22 protein-coding genes and 1 tRNA gene are annotated in these 17923 nt (G+C 40.5%); 8 read left to right on the top strand and 15 right to left on the bottom strand.

The features are described 5' to 3' along the window. Positions 1–9: 9 nt before the first annotated feature. From GWI56_RS08210 to GWI56_RS08175, 8 genes are all read right to left on the bottom strand, one after another. Positions 10–774 carry an SDR family oxidoreductase gene (locus GWI56_RS08210; protein WP_173243741.1) on the bottom strand — a complete coding sequence of 255 codons (765 nt, stop codon included), beginning with the start codon at positions 772–774 and terminating at the stop codon, positions 10–12. Between the two features lie 13 nt (positions 775–787). Further along, positions 788–1021, bottom strand: coding sequence for an acyl carrier protein (locus tag GWI56_RS08205; protein ID WP_173243744.1), 234 nt, complete (start codon positions 1019–1021; stop codon positions 788–790). Between the two features lie 71 nt (positions 1022–1092). After that, positions 1093–1833 (bottom strand): glycosyltransferase family protein, encoded by a 741-nt coding sequence (locus tag GWI56_RS08200; RefSeq protein WP_173243746.1) that lies wholly within the window; start codon positions 1831–1833, stop codon positions 1093–1095. Then, on the bottom strand, positions 1821–2909 hold the full coding sequence (gene pseI / locus GWI56_RS08195) for a pseudaminic acid synthase (RefSeq protein ID WP_173243749.1): 1089 nt from the start codon (positions 2907–2909) through the stop codon (positions 1821–1823). Before pseI ends, GWI56_RS08200 begins: the two co-directional genes overlap by 13 nt. After that, positions 2902–4017 carry an aromatic ring-hydroxylating dioxygenase subunit alpha gene (locus GWI56_RS08190; RefSeq protein ID WP_198572640.1) on the bottom strand — a complete coding sequence of 372 codons (1116 nt, stop codon included), beginning with the start codon at positions 4015–4017 and terminating at the stop codon, positions 2902–2904. Before GWI56_RS08190 ends, pseI begins: the two co-directional genes overlap by 8 nt. After that, positions 4014–5072, bottom strand: coding sequence for a UDP-2,4-diacetamido-2,4,6-trideoxy-beta-L-altropyranose hydrolase (gene pseG / locus GWI56_RS08185; RefSeq protein ID WP_198572639.1), 1059 nt, complete (start codon positions 5070–5072; stop codon positions 4014–4016). Before pseG ends, GWI56_RS08190 begins: the two co-directional genes overlap by 4 nt. After that, entirely contained in the window at positions 5062–5814 is a 753-nt protein-coding gene (locus GWI56_RS08180) for an SDR family oxidoreductase (RefSeq protein ID WP_242068376.1), read from the bottom strand. Before GWI56_RS08180 ends, pseG begins: the two co-directional genes overlap by 11 nt. Before the next feature lie 2 nt (positions 5815–5816). After that, the gene (locus GWI56_RS08175; protein WP_198572638.1) at positions 5817–6908 is read right to left on the bottom strand and encodes a ketoacyl-ACP synthase III; all 1092 of its coding nucleotides are present in this window, start codon (positions 6906–6908) and stop codon (positions 5817–5819) included. A gap of 135 nt (positions 6909–7043) precedes the next feature. Here GWI56_RS08175 and GWI56_RS08170 point away from each other — a divergent pair, with 135 nt between their 5' ends. Continuing rightward, the gene (locus tag GWI56_RS08170; RefSeq protein ID WP_198572637.1) at positions 7044–8066 is read left to right on the top strand and encodes a ketoacyl-ACP synthase III; all 1023 of its coding nucleotides are present in this window, start codon (positions 7044–7046) and stop codon (positions 8064–8066) included. 29 nt (positions 8067–8095) lie between these two features. Here GWI56_RS08170 and GWI56_RS08165 read toward each other — a convergent pair whose 3' ends face one another. The 4 genes from GWI56_RS08165 to GWI56_RS08150 all read right to left on the bottom strand — a co-directional run bounded on the left by GWI56_RS08165 (position 8096) and on the right by GWI56_RS08150 (position 10991). After that, positions 8096–8356: a hypothetical protein gene (locus GWI56_RS08165; RefSeq protein WP_173243765.1), complete on the bottom strand. Its 261-nt coding sequence runs from the start codon at positions 8354–8356 to the stop codon at positions 8096–8098. Continuing rightward, positions 8353–9642, bottom strand: a complete 1290-nt coding sequence (locus GWI56_RS08160; protein WP_198572636.1) for a 6-hydroxymethylpterin diphosphokinase MptE-like protein — start codon at positions 9640–9642, stop codon at positions 8353–8355. Before GWI56_RS08160 ends, GWI56_RS08165 begins: the two co-directional genes overlap by 4 nt. A gap of 51 nt (positions 9643–9693) precedes the next feature. Beyond that, positions 9694–9769, bottom strand: a tRNA-Arg gene (locus tag GWI56_RS08155). A 55-nt stretch (positions 9770–9824) separates the two neighbouring features. Further along, positions 9825–10991 (bottom strand): flagellar assembly protein FlgT, encoded by a 1167-nt coding sequence (locus GWI56_RS08150; RefSeq protein WP_198572635.1) that lies wholly within the window; start codon positions 10989–10991, stop codon positions 9825–9827. Positions 10992–11271: 280 nt separating this feature from the next. Between GWI56_RS08150 and GWI56_RS08145 the strand changes: the two genes are divergently transcribed. Together GWI56_RS08145 and GWI56_RS08140 are read left to right on the top strand one after the other, a co-directional pair. Beyond that, positions 11272–11904, top strand: a complete 633-nt coding sequence (locus tag GWI56_RS08145) for a FlgO family outer membrane protein (RefSeq protein WP_198572677.1) — start codon at positions 11272–11274, stop codon at positions 11902–11904. Then, positions 11901–12353 carry an LPP20 family lipoprotein gene (locus GWI56_RS08140; protein ID WP_198572634.1) on the top strand — a complete coding sequence of 151 codons (453 nt, stop codon included), beginning with the start codon at positions 11901–11903 and terminating at the stop codon, positions 12351–12353. Before GWI56_RS08145 ends, GWI56_RS08140 begins: the two co-directional genes overlap by 4 nt. 127 nt (positions 12354–12480) lie before the next feature. Here GWI56_RS08140 and GWI56_RS08135 read toward each other — a convergent pair whose 3' ends face one another. From GWI56_RS08135 to flgA, 3 genes are all read right to left on the bottom strand, one after another. Next, positions 12481–12906 carry a flagellar protein FlgN gene (locus GWI56_RS08135; protein ID WP_198572633.1) on the bottom strand — a complete coding sequence of 142 codons (426 nt, stop codon included), beginning with the start codon at positions 12904–12906 and terminating at the stop codon, positions 12481–12483. Positions 12907–12908: 2 nt separating this feature from the next. Then, complete coding sequence (flgM, locus tag GWI56_RS08130) at positions 12909–13232, bottom strand: flagellar biosynthesis anti-sigma factor FlgM (RefSeq protein ID WP_107948432.1); 324 nt, start codon at positions 13230–13232, stop codon at positions 12909–12911. Between the two features lie 75 nt (positions 13233–13307). Then, a complete protein-coding gene (flgA, locus tag GWI56_RS08125) occupies positions 13308–14015 on the bottom strand; it encodes a flagellar basal body P-ring formation chaperone FlgA (RefSeq protein ID WP_028761212.1) in 708 nt (235 codons plus the stop codon). A gap of 205 nt (positions 14016–14220) precedes the next feature. Between flgA and GWI56_RS08120 the strand changes: the two genes are divergently transcribed. The 5 genes from GWI56_RS08120 to flgD all read left to right on the top strand — a co-directional run bounded on the left by GWI56_RS08120 (position 14221) and on the right by flgD (position 17843). Next, entirely contained in the window at positions 14221–15141 is a 921-nt protein-coding gene (locus tag GWI56_RS08120) for a chemotaxis protein CheV (RefSeq protein ID WP_028761211.1), read from the top strand. Positions 15142–15241: 100 nt separating this feature from the next. Continuing rightward, entirely contained in the window at positions 15242–16081 is an 840-nt protein-coding gene (locus GWI56_RS08115; RefSeq protein WP_168824478.1) for a protein-glutamate O-methyltransferase CheR, read from the top strand. 143 nt (positions 16082–16224) lie between these two features. Further along, positions 16225–16629, top strand: a complete 405-nt coding sequence (gene flgB, locus GWI56_RS08110) for a flagellar basal body rod protein FlgB (RefSeq protein ID WP_113939454.1) — start codon at positions 16225–16227, stop codon at positions 16627–16629. Positions 16630–16631: 2 nt separating this feature from the next. After that, the gene (flgC, locus tag GWI56_RS08105) at positions 16632–17048 is read left to right on the top strand and encodes a flagellar basal body rod protein FlgC (RefSeq protein WP_006085646.1); all 417 of its coding nucleotides are present in this window, start codon (positions 16632–16634) and stop codon (positions 17046–17048) included. Between the two features lie 24 nt (positions 17049–17072). Further along, complete coding sequence (gene flgD, locus GWI56_RS08100) at positions 17073–17843, top strand: flagellar hook assembly protein FlgD (RefSeq protein WP_168824475.1); 771 nt, start codon at positions 17073–17075, stop codon at positions 17841–17843. The last annotated feature ends 80 nt before the right edge of the window (positions 17844–17923 follow it).

Below are 17923 nucleotides of genomic sequence, written 5' to 3'. Positions count from 1 at the left end.
TTTTACTTCTTAATTGGCGAGATAACCGCCTTCAACGGGTAAGGTTACCGCATTAATCCATTTCGCTGCATCACTTAATAAAAAAGCGACGGCATTTGCGACGTCTTCTGGTTGACCAATACCCATGGGATGTTGGTCTAGCATGTGCTGAAATTGAGCTTCCGTCATGCTGTTTTTTGTCCGCTGCGCCATTTCGGTGGCAACTAACGCAGGCGCCACACAATTAACCCGAATATTATCTCTTAGTAGCTCCATTGATAACCCTCTGGTTAATGACATTAATCCTGCTTTACTTGCACCATATAGAGTATTCCCAGTCTGGCCTATTAGACCAGCGATAGAGGAAACAAATACTATAGCGCCTTGCTTATTTCTATCTCGCTTGAGACGAAATCCCTTAGTAATAGCCATTGCACTAGCAAGGTTGACATGCATGGTTTCATCGAAAAACTCTTGGTCAAACAAGCGTATCGGTTTGGTTACTTGCATACCTGCACAGTGCACAAATCCGTCAAAATAACCCTCTGTTTTGCTCAGAGACTTAAACCATTCACAGAGCTCGTCAGTTTTGGCCATGTCAAATATAGCAATGCCATGTCCATCCCCTGACATTAGGTTTAATGTTTCTTGTAAGCTTTCAAGTTGGCGTCCATTGATAATGACTTTCGCACCAAGTTGTGAAAGCAAAATGGCACACGCTCTACCAATACCAGCAGAAGCACCAGTAATCAGTACACGTTTACCACTAAATTCCATTGGGTTATTTAATACCATTCTGACTACAATCCTAGGCTGTGAGATGTTCTTGTACTAATGCAACAAGATCATTAACAGTCTTTATTTGTTCTAACTTATCGCCTTGGATCACAATATCAAAATGTTCATCTGCCATGGCTATAACGCTTAGAAAGGCTAAAGAGTCCCATTGTTCAATATCAATCAGTACTTCATCACCTTGTAAAGTGTTGTTATCAAGCTCTAGGATATCTTCAAGTTGATTTAAAAATTCTTGTTTATTCATTTTATTTACCTCTGAGTATGGTTTTTTATCGTTTCTAATTTGTTATCGGCTTAACAGCTGATTGCATTAGGTCAGTGTGGCGCGCGTTGTATGATCTTGGCATTAATCTGAGCTATTTCAGGATGTTGTTGTAATAGTTGACATATTTTTCGGGGGGAAGCATTGAGCCAATTTTCCCCTAATAGTCCTATCAATGCTGTCGCTAATTGTAAGTCTTCACTTTCATCAACGCACAGTCGGAATTCATGCCAATCTAATTGGCCTGTTTCAACAGGCACGATAATGCAGTCAGGCTGAGTATAAAGGTAAAGCGTCACATGTTCGCGCTCTGCTGCTTTAGTCGCATTTTGATAAGCTTTGGTTAGGCTTGCCATGCTAAAAACTTCAACATCGAAGCCTCTAGGAAAGTAATTCAAACTAATATGTGTGTATTGTGAATTATCCCCTTGCCGATGCTTTGTAATTGCTTCATCAATCAAGGTAGCTGAAATTAATGGACAGTCGCCCGTAAGTCTAACGATTATATCGTCAGGTGTTGCTTTTGTTTGCAGAGCAGCGTGATAAAAGCGTGAAAGAACGTCTGACTCACTTCCACAAAAGAATGGCTGCTTCTTTAGCTGGCAAAATTTAACTATAGGTTTATCAATCTCTGTATCACTTGTAGCTAAGATATGTGAATTGACTAATTTAGCTTGGTGAACTCGTGCGAGATGATATTCAAGCATAGGCTTACCTTGTATTGGAGCCAATACTTTACCCGGTAACCTGCTCGAACCCATTCGAGCTTGTGTAATGCAGATCACTCTTTGCATTTTGAATTCTGCTTTTTCAAAGGTATTGAAAGATGTAGCTCAGATAAGGGGGTACCAAATGCAATGTCAACAATTGCTCGCTGATCTAATATTTGCGGTAAATAGCGAGTGTGCAGTCCCTTTGCTGGACGAACTGAACGAATGTTTTCCTCTGTAAAAGGTTCACCTTTTTTTATTGTTTTACTCACGTATAAAGAACGGCGAAAATCTCTGCCTCCAGCCTCACTTGGTTTTACATCATAACCTGCAATACCTAAGGCTTTGAAAACTTTAATTGTTTCTTGCTTTAACACTGCAAATTCATTCGGTTCAAGTGAGAATGCAGAATCGACAGAGCCATCAGTTTTATCAAGAGTAAAATGTTTTTCTAGCACTGATGCACCAAGGGCTACTGCAGTAATCGCTGCAGTGTTATCAATAGTGTGATCACTCAAGCCTATTGGAAAGTCAAATCTACGGCATAGATCGGAAATAGTACGTAAATTACAATCTTCAATTGGTGTTGGGTAGCCGCTTATACAGTGCAATAGCGCGAGTTGTGTTCCACCTGCATTGGCAATAGTGCTGACTGCTTCGTTGATTTCATCAAGTGTTGCGAGTCCCGTGGACATTATTATAGGTTTGCCAGTTTTTGCTATGGCTGTTATTAGCCCAATGTCATTAATTTCAAAGGAAGCAATTTTATACGCAGGACAATTAAGTGACTCGAGTAACTCGATAGCAGTTTTATCGAATGGTGAAGAAAATAAGGTAATATTGTTCTTTTGGGCTCGTTCAAAAAGTGCCTGATGCCATGACCAAGGAGTATGCGCCTCTTGATATAAATCATACAGAGTCCGACCTGCCCATAATCCACCTTCGAGCCTAAATTCTGGGCCATCATGGTTTAGTGTAATAGTATCTGCGCTATAGGTTTGAATTTTTATTGCATCCACTCCAGTTGCCGCAGCTGCATCTATCATTGCTAATGCCTGTGACAAATCACCCTTGTGGTTGCCTGATAATTCAGCAATGACATAAGGGGGATGTAATGGTCCAATTTTACGGTCATTGATCGAAATTGTAGCATCAAACATTGCTTTGCCCCTCTAATAGCTCATCTAGCTCAAGACGCCACTCATTATGAAAGTGACGGATCCTATCTTCACATTTACCGAGTAAGCCTGGGGTATTACTGCGGGCCATATTTTCTTGACAAGATTCGGCAACTACACGATCTTCTTCTAAGATCGTATGATTAAATTGTGTAAAGTTAATGTTGACGGCCATTTTGACGGCTTCACTTGTTGCTTTGCCGTTTGATCGCTTTATCATTCTTAATTGATAATTTAATTTTGTGTGTGTTGGGTCTATAGGATCATAGGTTTGCAGTGACATTAAAGAGCCATTAGTTAGACCAATTGCAAGATTTGGGTAAATGAAGAAATGATTATAATCTTTATAATCAGGATGTTGTTCAAGTTTCAAATGTTTTCTTGCACCAGCCCACCATTTGTGGGTGGCATCTTGTAATGGGGTGTTTCCTGTAGTGTGACCATTGAAATACTCTATTTCACATTCTGCTTTAGCAAAGTTTGCGAAGGTTTCTGGGTGAGTACCTGCGACGTGATAGACTTCAAGGACTGTTTCACATGCAATTTTCCAATTAGTATTCCAAAGGTAGCTACCTTCTTGGACACGATCTGTAAAATCTGTAGATATTCGCTGTAATATATTGAAATAGGGTCCTAAAAACTCAGTTAGAGAAGTTCCTGTATCAGTAACTCGTACGAAAATGAGTTCGCCACACATATCTAGTGCAAATTGCTTTAGAGCTAAGTGTTTTTTTTCTGTTTCATCTAGGCCAAAATCAGTCCTATTTTGAGGTACACCACTTAGTACACCATCGCTTTTATAGCTCCAGCAGTGATAGGGGCATCTCAGTGGGCGATTACCTCGAACATCTTGTTGAAGAGTCGCTTTTCTATGGCTACAAATATTTAACAGTGCACTTAGTTGGCCATTAAAGTTTTGCACGACCACAGGAGTATTGCCTATAGTGATTGTTATAAAGTCATTATTTTTTGAGAGATCATCTTTAAAGCCGACAAAAATCCAATTTTGTTCAAATACACGACTAAGTTCTTGTTTGAACGTTTGTAAATGATAGTAATGCTTTGGATGTATGGATAGTGACGAAATCATTGCTGTTCCATTTTATTCTTTAGGCCAATAATCAACTGTTCGATGATCCGCTGACAACCTTTAGTGTCAACCAATTGGCGAGCCTGTTCACTCATGTGAACCCTTTTGCAGGTATCATGCCAAAGAATAAGTACCTGTTCTTTGATTTGGTTCAATATGTCTTGATTCTGTGATGTGTCACTATCTTCATTCTCGAAGTTTCTAAGATCTATAGCATAATACCAAGTATTATTTAGTGGCGAGGTTAAAGCTGGTAACTGGTTATCTACAGTGATCAATGCTAAGGTCGGTACGCCCATTGATGCAAGTTCGCCAAGTGTTCCCCCTGCAGATGAGATAGCTAAACCTGAAAGTGACATTATTTCTGCAACTGATTTAGGATTATAGATTAAGTGAAAATTAGCATGTTCCTTTTGCAATTCTTCAAGTAACAACTGATGTTGGTGAACTGTGCCTAGTAATAGCTGGATTTCTATTTCTGGGAAGCTATCAAGTAACAGTTTGGATATGGGGAGTGCTAAAGATTTACTGTCTGTTCCACCTAAGGTTATGAGTAAATTTTTTCGCTTAGCTAAGGGGATGAAGCCACATAATGTAAATTCTTGGCGTAAATAGGTGTATTTTGTTCCTAAACAAAGGGTAGCTGTTGGTGCAAATTGTTTGTATCTATCTACAGGAGCATTAGGTGCTGGATTGATGATAAGATCTGCAGTAAAGGTATTATTATCTAGCGCATCATCTAACTTAATAAGATAGATATCTAAATTTTCTAGTATGCGCCATTCTGAAGTGGTTAAATAATAGTCATCAACAATCAGTGCCGTTGGTTTCAGATCCATTAATTCACGTCTATTTAATGGGCTATTTATTGCATGAGTTGAAAAACCTTGTAGGTGCAGTTTCTGTAATAGCAGATCTGAGCATGTCTTATAGATAAATACTATTTCAAATTGAGTTTGTGCCGCTTGCGCTAATGCTAACAACCTCATAATGTGGCCAGCGCCAATTTGCTGACTACTATTACCATATAAAACGATACGTGCTTTATCCTGCAAGAAAGCCCCCATCTACAATTAATGTAGTGCCAGTTATTTTTATACTCAAATCACTTACCAAAAAATATACACTATTAGCAACATCTTCTGGAGAGCAGAGCCCTAAAGGGTGGGCAGCGATCAGTGCTTGGGATTGTTGGTCACCTATGGTTTGAAATTGTTTATCTGCTTTTGTCCCGCTAACTACTGCAGGTGCAACACAGTTTACTCTTATGGACTTAATAGCAAGTTCTAGTGCTGCAGATTGAACCATTGAAGAGAGTGCAGCCTTTGATGCTGCATATAAAGTTCGAGCTTTCAATCCACGCTGTCCTGCGACAGAACCTATATATATAAAGCTAGCATTATGGGAATAAAATTTCGTTTTTGAAAACGCTGCGGTTAACATTACGGCTGCAGAAAAATTAACATCAAAATAGTTGCTAATTTGCTTTGCTGAAATGCTACGCAAGGGACTGTAACCTTGGAAGCTTGCGCTATGAACTAATCCATCAATAGGTCCATATTTCTCGTTTATAGTTTTTGCCCAAGACTGAATATCGTCGAGTTGGCTTAAATTATAAGGAACAACATGGTGAATACCAATCAACTGTGATTTTGTTGCTTCGAGAGCATCTTTTCGCCGGCCTATCAATATAAGCTTTGCACCGTGGGCATCTAATTTTTTACAAATGGCAAGACCGATATCAGAATCGAATGAAGCCCCTGTAACGATATATAGTTTATTTTTTAAATCCATCATAATTACTGCTGAATTAGTGATAGGGGCTCGAAATCATCTTTAATCTCGATAATCTCTGGCGCAATAATTGGTCCAATTTCTGTGATAATGGCCCCCCAAGACCAACCCACTCCAAAGCCGCCGAGCATAACTTTTCTAATTTTCTCAGAAAAAAAATCGCTTAATTGATGACAGATCGCTAAAGGCACCGAAGCACTAGATGTATTACCAAAATCTTTCATATCAATTAAGTATTTATCAATCGATATTTTTGCTTTTTTACGTAAGTGTTCCAAAATGAAATGGTTGGCTTGATGCATTACAACCATATCTAGATCATCTACTTCAAGTTGTGCAAGTGCGAGAGCATCTTTTACCAATTTAGGTACCACTTTTAAAGTGAAAGAAAATACTGCGGCACCATTTAAATACAGCCGTGACTCTTTGTAGAGCCTATCTTCCTCGTCGCTAGTGCGGGGCGATAACTCTGGCATTGTCGGATTTCGCCGACCTCCAGCTTTTACTGCAATGTGCTGCCCACCAGTACCATCTGTTCCAAAAACAGCATAAGAATCTGGCCAGCTTTCATCATACTCGAGTGCTGTTGCGACTCCTGCATCACCAAATAAAGGAAGTGTTCCACGATCATCTGGTAGTAAATGACGGCTGGATGTATCACCGCATAACACCAAAGCACGCTTGCCATTTGAACTATTAAGTAACTGACTTGCTATCCATGTACCATAGACAAAACCAGAGCACCCTAAGCTAACATCTAAGCAAGCAGCTGATTGAGGTAATCCAAGCCGATGCTGCATGAGACATGCTGTTGCTGGAAGTGCATAATCAGAATCTTGAGACACATAGATCAGTACATCAACAGTTTCAGGTGGCCAATTAAGTCTTTGAAGTAAGGTTTCTGCTGCTGCAATACACATGTCTGATGCACATAAATGTGAAGGTAATATTCGTCGGCTATGTATGCCGGTGCTTGAATAAATTTTTTCAGCTTCTTCTTGGGTAAAAATACCAGGTGTTTCAACATAGGAGTGTCTGTGGGGAGGAACTGCAGCTTGCATTCCTGCAATTTTGACTGACTTTATCACTGCTTCCATAAATAGCCTTGTTGAAATTAATGATTAATATTGGTTTTAACTATAACATTGAATAATATAGCTTGAAAGTGTATTGCACTCATCTGGAGTGCAATACACTTTCGCGAATTATAGCTGAAAATTTTAGGATAGAAGATGACTACAGTTCGAGTTAAAAATATCACTATATCTGGCATTGTGTCTGTTTTACCTGCATTGGAAAAAGTGAATGCAGATCTGTTATCAAGTGTTGGAGCACAAGAAATGGCTCGTATTGTTTCTTCAACAGGAATACATGCCAGACGTATCGTGAATCCAGGACAAACAGCATTAGAGTTAGGAGCAAAGGCATGTCAGTCGCTTATAAGTACAATGCAGTGGGAGAGTGATGAGGTTGGATTGATCATTTTTGTTACTCAGACGCCAGATTACCCCTTACCAGGAAACGCAGTTCAACTGCAGTATTTGCTCGGTTTAGACAAGAGTACTCTAGCTTTTGATGTCAATTTAGGATGTTCTGGTTTTATTTACGGCTTATGGCAAGTTTCCCAATTATTAACTAGTTTGAACAGAAATAAGGCAATATTAGTTGTTGGTGATACGACAAGTCAGCAATATAGTGAGTCAAACCGTACCGTTGCCCCTTTATTTGGTGATGCTGTTAGCGCCATTGCAATAGAGAAGAGTGAAGGCTGTGATGATATGGTCTTTTCATTAGGTAGTGATGGGTCTGGGGCTCCTTATTTGATTCAGCCTTTTGGTGGAGCTAAGAATCCCAATTCTCAGCTAGAACTTTTTATGGATGGAATGCAGGTTTTTGTATTTACCTTAAGAGAAGTTCCAAAGTCCATGCATGATTGTCTAGTTGAAAAGGGTTGGCAGATCAGTGATGTTGATTTTTGTATTATGCACCAAGCAAATGAAATGATGTTGAAACGTTTAGGGGATAAAATGGGATTTACAGATAAGCAATTAGTTATATCAATGGGTGAAGTTGGCAATACTAGCTCTGCATCAATTCCTCTAGCGCTTTGCTTAAGTCTCTCTAAAGATTTAACAAGAGTAAATAACAGGTTACTACTTTCAGGATTTGGAGTGGGTTGGTCTTGGGGGAGTGTTGCTTTGACTCTTGATAATTTAACTGTTTGTCATTTGCTGGATTTATCTATTGATGATTAACAGAGAATAAAAAATTAAATTATTTTAATCTAGTCGTTTTTTAAAATGGATGGAATATCAAATTCCAAATAATCAGCAAGTGAAAGCCAATCGAAGCGTTCCTGAGCTGCTAACATTGCTGGAAAAAAAAGAGTCATTTCATTCTCTTTGATTGAATTGTTAAGCATTGGCTCTAACAGGTTAATACACTCTCGAAATTGTACCGATCCTTCAGCCTCTTTTCCTAACCGAAATTTATGTGCTGCTGAAATTAATAAGCTTATAAGTGGTTGGTTTTTTTGGTCTTTCATTGTGAGAAATCCTTGTATTGTGCACCATGTATTCTCGCCCCATTTAAACTTGATTGGTAAAACTTGATATTTTTTTTAAGTTTTATATATTTTTCAAGACTACGTAAATAACCCCTAAAGTTTAAATCTGTTGGTACTCTTTCGCCATGCCCGTTAATTAACCAATGTTTGGCATTTTTGATTTTTGGTCCTAAATGGCCATCAGGCCAAAATGCATGAGTTTTATTATTAGTATAGCAGAAGTCACAGCCAAAGAGTGATACTTGGTATGCTCCTAAATAAACAGCAAGATCGATTGCAGGATGGACTACACTACCATTAGTAAATAGTCTCAACTTAGGATATTTATTTGCTAGCTCATCATAGAGGTGACTAGTAGAGTATGCACTGTATTTTGCACCTTTCCATTGTTCGATTATCTGAGGATTGATCTTGGGGAAATAAACTAATATGACATTTTTCGTATGTTCCATTGGGAAATGATCTGGCCTAATATTAGGATCAATACTTAGAATAATGTCAGGTATTATATTATGTTGGAATAAAGCCTTAAATGCCGTATCTACAGCAATAATAAGTGGTTTTGAGAATTTAGATTTTTGAGTGAGCTCAAATAAATAGGGATAATGATCTTCAAGTGTTGGGCCAGATGCAATAACTACGCAGTTAGCATTATGATGAGTGTTTAACAGAAGTGATGCATCGGGGTCATTGAGTAAGTTTGGAATATTTGCATTTAATCTTGCTAATGAAACTTCATCAATATGATGTTTTTGATTCGCAAAATTACGGTTAAGCTCATAAACCAGTAAATCTCGAGTGATTGCATTCTCATTACTGGTTAATACTAAATCTGGTGTTATCCCAACATAGGGTAACACTAGCCTACTCTCGGCGCGTTCTTTTAAGTTAACATTCGGATGACTTAACCATTCGCTTTGATCTGTGTAACTGATGAGGAGGGCAAAAACGCTGAGATTTAAAATGCAAACATCAATTGAAAGATACTGTGGATTATCGATAAGTAAACTTGGTACATCTCCCATACCGACACCGTAGACGGTTACGTGAGTTGCATCTGCAGGTAATGTACTGATAAAGAGCCGTGCTTCGGCGATGCGGTCATGACGACTACTGAGCTGAATACCATTAACACTGATAGTTTGATTGCGACCGTTGACAAGGTGGGCATCTAATTCATTGATGGTTTGGCTTTTGACCGCAGCAGCTACGATAGGCCAACGCTTAACGATAATATTGAGATTAGACGCAAATAGCTCGGTCATTCCGTTTCTCCGGAAGATTTCTGGGAGTTTGATATCACCAAGGTCACTATCTGGTCTCTCCACAGGGACTCGAACCCCGATCGGCCGCTTAGGAGGCGGCTGCTCTATCCTGTTGAGCTATGAAGAGACGACAGTGATTATACTGGTTTTATCTTTGATTAAAAGGCTTATGATTTAGTTGCTTAAATCTTAAGCGCTATGTCGTTTATCTGTACATTGTAGGCGGCATTTTGGTCTACAAGTACTGCGGTGGCGCTTTCTTCGCTTACTTGCTCAATTTTTACCGTTGCACGACTTTTGGTCGCGACGGCGCGCATTTCATTGAGTCTATCGGGTAAGTTTTGTTGTAATACTACTTGGAATTTATCACCGACACGAATGCCATGTTTACGGCCTAGATTTAATATAATCCTGTCTGCTTGTCGGCTAACGACTTGGCCAAGTAATGGCCTGCAATTAAGTGTGCTGTCTAAATCTCGGGTAGCTTGCAATATTAATTGAGTAATACTTTTTCCATAGGAGGAACGCCAGAATCTATTACTGTTGGGAGCAATGATAGCCTGTTCTTTGAATTCCCATGGGGCCGATGTGCTGTAGCTTTTGCTCCAAACCTCTTCGCCACTGATCCCATGATAGAGGCTGAGTTTGAATTGAAATTGCCTTAGCGGAGCTTCATCCCAAAATCCTAAGAAGGTGGGTTGTACAGGCTCTATCGATATATCAATGATCTGCGGTTGAAGAATATATTGGCTGTCGGTAATTTCACTGAGCCAGCTTGGGAGTCTATAACCGCGAATATCCACTAGGTCTTGTTCAATATCGAGTCGCTCGTTAGCATGGATGTGACTAAAGCCAGTTGAAGAGTAATCTTCTATAGTGTTCCCTAACGCCTCTGAAATGACCTCTTCAAAGCCTGAAAGTTGTCCATATCTAAGCTGAGAACGATCTTTTATTTGTGTTTGAGGTATTAAAATAGCGGCCTTTAATTGGCCATTAGGACACTGTTGTGTTGGATCATCATTTAGATCGAGGCGTAGGGATACATATATTTTATTTCCCTGAATTTGTTCACTAACGAGTTGAATGTTTATGGCTTGGGCGTTGCGATTTATCGCAAAGTTATTTTGTGTGAGGTTACCATTAGAGGTTTGTTGCTCACTGGAGATTTGAATACCTGTGCTTAATGTCGCATAGCTAACTGCTTGATTAATTGCTTCTTCCCTTGCTTGAGCTGTATTACCATTGATAATAGTTGCTTCTCCGCTGGCTTCTATCCATTCGGCTCTGGTGGGCAAAGAAAGTAGTAAAAGGCTCAAAATGATGAGCGAAGCTGAACCTGGTATGTGCATCAATTCAATCCTTATCGCTAAGCTAATGGCGATATTACCAATCGAGCCAGTTTTCTGACTCTTAATCTAATATGTCAATAAAGCAAATTTCGTGCCTGAGTATGAGAACTTTTGATAAAGTTTCCAGTGTTACAGTCGATATACTGCGTAATAGAAGAATATTGTCGGACTGAGGTTAATATTGGTCCAAAGATTGCTGGTTTTTGTTACTCATTAAAAATTTGAAGCTTAGAAAGTGAGTCACTTGACTGCCAATGCACCCATAGATGAGGTAAATCCAATGCTAAAGCGTGTGATTATTCCCTTAACATTGATAATGTTAGGTGGATGTGTAGCTAAACCGGTTACACCGCCCAAACCGAGTTTAGTGGATGGCAATGGGTTGCCGCCAACGGCAGTGATTAACCATTTAGCGCAGCGAATAGTGACTGAGCTCGTTAAGCAAAATGATGCTTTGCGTTCTGATCAACCTATCGTAGTTGCAACACCAGTATTAGTGGACGATTTGAATGGCACTAATGCGTTAGCACAACAGTTACAGCAAGGATTAATGACGTCGCTCCATAGTTTTCAGTTTAATGTGGTGGATTTAAACTTAGCTGATGGCTTGAGAGTCACATCTGAAGGGGATTTTATTTTGACGCGAGATTGGCAAAAATTGTCGAAAGATCTTCCTGTTGAGCATCTTGTCGTTTCGACTATGAGCGTAGTAACCAATGGTATGGCGATCAATACTCGGATTGTGAACATTAGTAACAATCGCGTGGTATCGGCATCTCAAACTTTTGTGACTCAAAAAGAGTTGTCAAACTACATGCAGCCTTCGGAGCAAATTGTGTCACAAAATGGCATCTTATATCGTCAGGCGAGTCCGGGCATGAATGAAGTACGTGTCTTAGGAGATGGAAAATGAAACACTACCTTTTATTACTTATCACGGGGCTAATGCTAACTGGCTGCGCTGCTAAAGATAGATATGTGCAATGGGAAGATGTGCCGCCGCCGAGTTTTCCTAAGTTAACGGCTATAGGATATGCGCCGTTAGCGACTCAACCGGCTAAAGAGCAATCACAAAGAGTGTTGATGGCTATGCAGGCATCAAAAATTGTGGCTTATCGTGAATTAGCGGAACAAGTTTATGGGCAGAAAATAACGGCAAACAGCAGTGTCAGTGATTGGATGTTGACGGACGATAATGTCAAAGCGTCAGTTTCTGGCGTGATCCGCGGCGCACGAGTCGTTAAGAGTTATCCAGCAGGCGAGCATTATGTCACTGAGTTAGAACTTGATTTTTCACAGGTTTGGGCGCTTTATCAACAACAGAACCGTCCACAACGAGTGAAGGAAGTGACGTATTTCTAGCGTTATTGAATGTATGTTCAACAGTATGTATTGAGCCGCGTATTTACGCGGCTTTTCTTTTTGTACAAGACATTAATATCTAATCAGAGCTTAGAAAAGGGAATGCTAAGTGGGAGTGATGCGCTTGTTAGGCCTTTAAATCATTGCCTAAACTTGAGATAGTCGAGGTCTTGCCTTTATCGTTATAGGTGAGGCTGGAGGCGTTTCTGCTGGCTTGTAAAGCTTGAGCAAAGCGATTTAAACTCGCTAAATTCATCTCAATTAAACTGGCATTTTGTTCGTTTAATTCTTTGCATTCAGTCAATGCGTCTTTGATCTCGGCCATTTTATGCACGAGTTCGACTTGCTGAGTGAGTAGCGATTTATCACTGTGTTTTGCCAGAATATCATCATTAGTCTTTAGTTCTTTCAGACATTGCGATTTTTCGTTAGCAAGGGAAAACAGTAAATCGGCGTTTTGGTCAACCAAAGCGCCTTTTTCCTTGAGTATGATTTGCTTAAGAACAGCCAAATGGGCGTGTTGTAGATCTACCAGTTTAGCTATTTCAGTCATAGTTACTCTTTATTTAAGTCATTAAGTTCGGCTTCAAAACTTGCAATATTGGCAGCCAACTTTTCAGGGTCAATTTTATAGCGACCTTCGGCAATAGCTTGTTTGATTTCTGCTACTTTCTTTTGATCAACTTCAGGAAGGCTAGCCATTTTAGTCTGAGCTCCTTGAAGTTGTTGTGCCTGGGCCGTAATGACCACTGAATCGCTTCTCTGTGGTGTTGTCGATTTTGTAGCAACTTGAGCAGATTGATCGCTGCTCGTTTTCGTTGCGCCTGAACGAACTTGCGCAGTCGTTGCAGTGTTGAGTTTGCTAATATCAATTGCCATTTTAGGCTCCAGCGTCGTGTGTACGGGATTTCTTAACTGGGGTATCGGCAGCTTACAAAAAAGCTTTAGATTATTTTACATTCTTACTTCAACTTCGCCAATGCCTGTGACTATAGCATCTAGTTCTTTGTTTGAACTGCTATTTTTGACTCTGATCCGATCACCTTTATTGCCATCTTGTAGGGCTTCGCCCACTGTTTTGAGCTCGAATGAGCCAGAACGAACGTAGATAGATACCGAATCATTTTTACAAACGAAGCATAAGTTGTTGCTTAATATGGGATTATCTTTTGCTACTCGTCGTTTTACTCGCACGCCAGCCAATTTACTCGGGTCATCGAATTCGGCACCTCTCAAGCTATTTTGTTCAATGTAACGGACTTCTACTTGACTAGGAGAGATGAGTTCGCCTGGTGCTAAGATTTCGGTTGAGACAACAACGGGGAATAAGATATCCACCCGAACCGAGATATAGATTTGCCAAGGGTAAGCTAAGTCTTGCGTATCACAGCTGACTTTTAAGGTGTTATTACGGCTAATTTCCCTATCGCTAGCCAGTTCAACTTTCATTGGAGACGAACATTGTGACGGCAGCATTCTTGCGTCAACCATCTGTGGCGAAATATTTACTTTGGCATTTTCTGGAACGGATATTTTTTCTGAAATAAGCGCTTTAGCTAATTCTGAGATTGCCGATACGGTGGGGACAATAGGCTCTGCACTCGCAAAAGCGGGCATGAAGAGGGTGAAAAGACTAAAAAAACAGACTAAATTTACTTTCATAATGAAGAGACTAGCTTGTAACGCCAGAATGCACCTATACTTTTATTAAGTTCGAAGCTGACCACTGTAATAATAATTTGCATCACTGTCAGAAGATTGACTCAGTTTCGACTATGTTTATCGATAGATAAGACGTAAGCAATTAATATGCCTATACTCAACTGAGTTATAGGGCCGAACATAAACAGAACAACAAGGCAGAGTTATGTCGAGTATTCTTGATTCAGTCAACAAACGAACCCAGCTCGTTGGACAAAACCGTTTAGAATTGCTGCTTTTTAAATTAAACGGTCGTCAACGGTTTGGGATTAACGTGTTTAAAGTGAAAGAAGTACTGCAGTGTCCACCACTGACCACTTTGCCTAAACTTAATCCTTATGTGAAGGGTGTTGCTCATATTCGTGGAACAACCATTTCAGTGATTGATTTGAGTGCGGCAACAGGGGGAAAACCTTTAGCGAGCACTGAAAACTGTTTCATCATTATTTCTGAATATAACCGTAGTGTTCAAGGCTTCTTGGTCAGTTCTGTTGAGCGGATCATCAACATGAATTGGGAAGCGATTATGCCTCCGCCGCAAGGTGCTGGCCGTTATTCCTATCTGACAGCGGTGACTGAAATTGAAGGTGAATTAGTTGAAATTCTCGATGTGGAAAAAATCTTAGATGAGATTTCACCGGTTAAAACGGCTATCAGTGAAGAAGCCAATGAAAAACTGACCCTCGACAGAACTCAGCATTACCATATTATGGTTATTGATGATTCTGCCGTGGCGCGTAAACAAATTATTCGTTCACTCGAGTCATTGAATTTACAAATTGATACCGCAAAAGATGGTCGCGAAGCATTAGACAAGCTTAAAGAGATCGCCAAAGAGATGGATAATGTGGCCGATGAGATACCCCTCATCATCTCTGATATTGAGATGCCTGAAATGGATGGCTACACCCTGACAGCTGAAATCCGAGATGATCCTAAGCTTAAGCATATTAAAGTGGTACTGCATACTTCGTTAAGTGGTGTATTCAATCAGGCAATGGTTCAAAAAGTGGGGGCCAATGACTTTATCGCTAAGTTTAATCCTGACGAACTGGCCGCTGCTGTGAATAAGCATTTAAGTTTGTAATTGCTGTAGGTTAGTACCTAGATACGCTTTACGCTATAATCTCGACTTTATAACATGATGGTTTCGCACTGATTTTGGTGCTTGCTATAGGATTTAGGATGTGAATGTGCCAAATAAATCACTCGCTGAGGCTGAATATAATCAATTTAGGTTGTTCTTAGAGCAACACAGCGGCATCGTACTGGGTGAAAATAAGCAATATCTTGTGCGCAGTCGTCTTGCTCCTTTGATGGGCAAATATAACCTGCCATCCTTATCTGATGTGGTTAAGCATTCGATGAAGCCTACTGAGCGTGCGCTCAGAGCTGAAGTGATCGATGCTATGACGACCAATGAAACCCTTTGGTTCCGTGATCGTTATCCATTTGAGTTGTTGAATAATGTCCTACTACCTGAATACAGTCGTCTGGGGCGTCCGCTCAAAATTTGGTCTGCGGCTTGCTCGTCAGGCCAAGAGCCATACTCATTGGCTATGACTATTCTTGAGTATCAACAGAAGAAGCCTGGTGCCTTGGCTGGTAGTGCTTCGATTCAAGCAACGGATCTATCTCCTTCCATGTTAGAACGCTGCAAAAATGCCGAGTACGATAGTTTGGCATTAGCTCGTGGTTTATCTGAAGAACGTAAGCGTCAGTTTTTTGATGCATTACCTTCAGGCAATATGAAGTTAAAGGATAATGTGAAGCGGTTGGTGAACTTTAGAGCGCATAATTTGCTTGAGAGTTATAGTCTGCTTGGCAAGTTCGACATTATCTTTTGCCGCAATGTGCTTATTTATTTTGCACCAGAGGCAAAGGCAAAAATTTTGCGGCAATTCGCTGCCGCTCTCAATCCCAAAGGGATTTTATTTCTCGGTGCATCAGAATCTATCGCTGGTTTAACGGACGAGTTTGATATGGTTCGTTGTAACCCTGGCATTTATTACCAGAAAAAGACTTAACTCAGCCGCTCTAAAGAAAATTACCGACAATTGTCGGTAATTTTTTACCCATCACTTGCTCATCCTTGTTGTTATTCTCAAAATTTTCCTGATGTTGGCACATGAATTGCTTTATTTTCGTGAGAACACGAGGAGGCAATTTTATGGCGATCAATTTTGATAATGCACTGGGTGTGCATCAATACACTCTCGGTATTAGAGCGCAGCGGGCTGAAGTCATTTCAAGCAATATCGCTAACGCAGATACGCCACATTACAAAGCCCGCGATGTTGATTTTTCTGCGGCAATGCAGGCCGCTCGAGGCCAACAGCAGCAGCGAAATAGTCTTGAAATGCAAGAGCCAGATAAGCATTTTGGGCTTGCGGAGTTGACTGGGCAATTTGTTAAGTTCCGTGTGCCAAATCAACCCGATACCGGTGATGGTAATACTGTTGATATCCAACAGGAACAATCGGCATTCATGCAAAATGCACTTGAATATCAAATGTCGCTAGGTTTTTTAGACAGTAAGTTTAGTGGCATGAAGAAAGCGTTGAGAGGGGATTAATCATGAGTTTATTTAGCATATTTGATGTTGCTGGCTCGGGAATGTCTGCTCAATCGGTCAGGCTAAACACCACCGCGAGCAACATAGCCAACGCGGATTCCGTCTCGAGTAGTGTAGATAAGACCTATCGTTCCCGTCATCCCATTTTTGAAGCCGAAATGGCTAAAGCCCAAAGTCAGCAACAAGCTTCTCAAGGCGTTGCGGTAAAAGGCATTGTAGAAAGTGATAAACCACTACTGAAAGAATATTCGCCCGATCATCCAATGGCGGATGCGGACGGCTTTATTTATAAACCGAATGTTAATGTCATGGAAGAAATGGCAGATATGATTTCTGCTTCGCGCTCATATCAAATGAATGTTCAAGTCGCTGAAGCAGCTAAGTCTATGCTGCAACAAACACTTGGGATGGGTAAATAACATGTGTTACTTAGGAGGTAAGCTGTGAGCCTCATTAATCAAATTAACCAAGCGTCGGCGCAGACGGCTCAAAATAAGAGTCAGCCAAATGCCGTTACGACGAATTCATCAACCAGCTCAACGGGTAATCCGTTTCTTGATGGCATACGTTTGCCAAAAGATTCAATAGTACCGGAAGCAAAAAGCCAGCAGTTAACTCAAGATGACTTTTTCTCGTTATTAAGCCAACAGTTATCGATGCAAGATCCCTTTAAGCCCGTCGACAACGACCAAATGATTGCACAGATGGCATCATTCTCGACGGTTGATGGTATTACTAAGTTGAATAAGGAAATCGTTAATTTAAACGGTGTTATGACATCAAGCCAAGCATTACAGGCATCAGGACTTGTTGGTCGCAAGGTATTGATCCCAACTGATACAGGTAACATTTCAGCTGAAAGCCCAACAATAAAAGGTGTGATTAGCACGCCAGCTAAAATTCCTGAAGTTACTGTACGTGTTGAGGATGAGAAAGGCCAAGTTGTGACCACCTTTAAAGTTGATGGCAGTAAGGGGGGCAATGTCGATGTTAACTGGGATGGCCTCGATAAAGATGGAAACCCTGTAACCGCAGGTAACTATACGATCAAGGCGAGTGGTTTAGTGGATGGGAAATCCCAAGAATTGCCAGTCTCGACCTATGCTCATGTGACCAGCGTTTCTCTCGGTACGGCCAGTACTGGCGCGATTCTTAACTTGAGAGGCGGTATGGGTATCAAGTTAACCGATGTGTTAGCTGTGTCTGAAACCTAAGTTTGCCTAAAAGAATTTTTGCAGTATCCGAATTGGGCGTAAGTCGCTCATAAATGAATTGAGTCAAGTGTAGAGGTGAA

This window comes from Shewanella sp. DW31 (assembly GCF_015767295.1).
GTDB lineage: Bacteria > Pseudomonadota > Gammaproteobacteria > Enterobacterales > Shewanellaceae > Shewanella > Shewanella oncorhynchi.
Note: the sequence above shows the minus strand (reverse complement) of the source record. Positions and strands in the feature narration are given on the sequence as shown.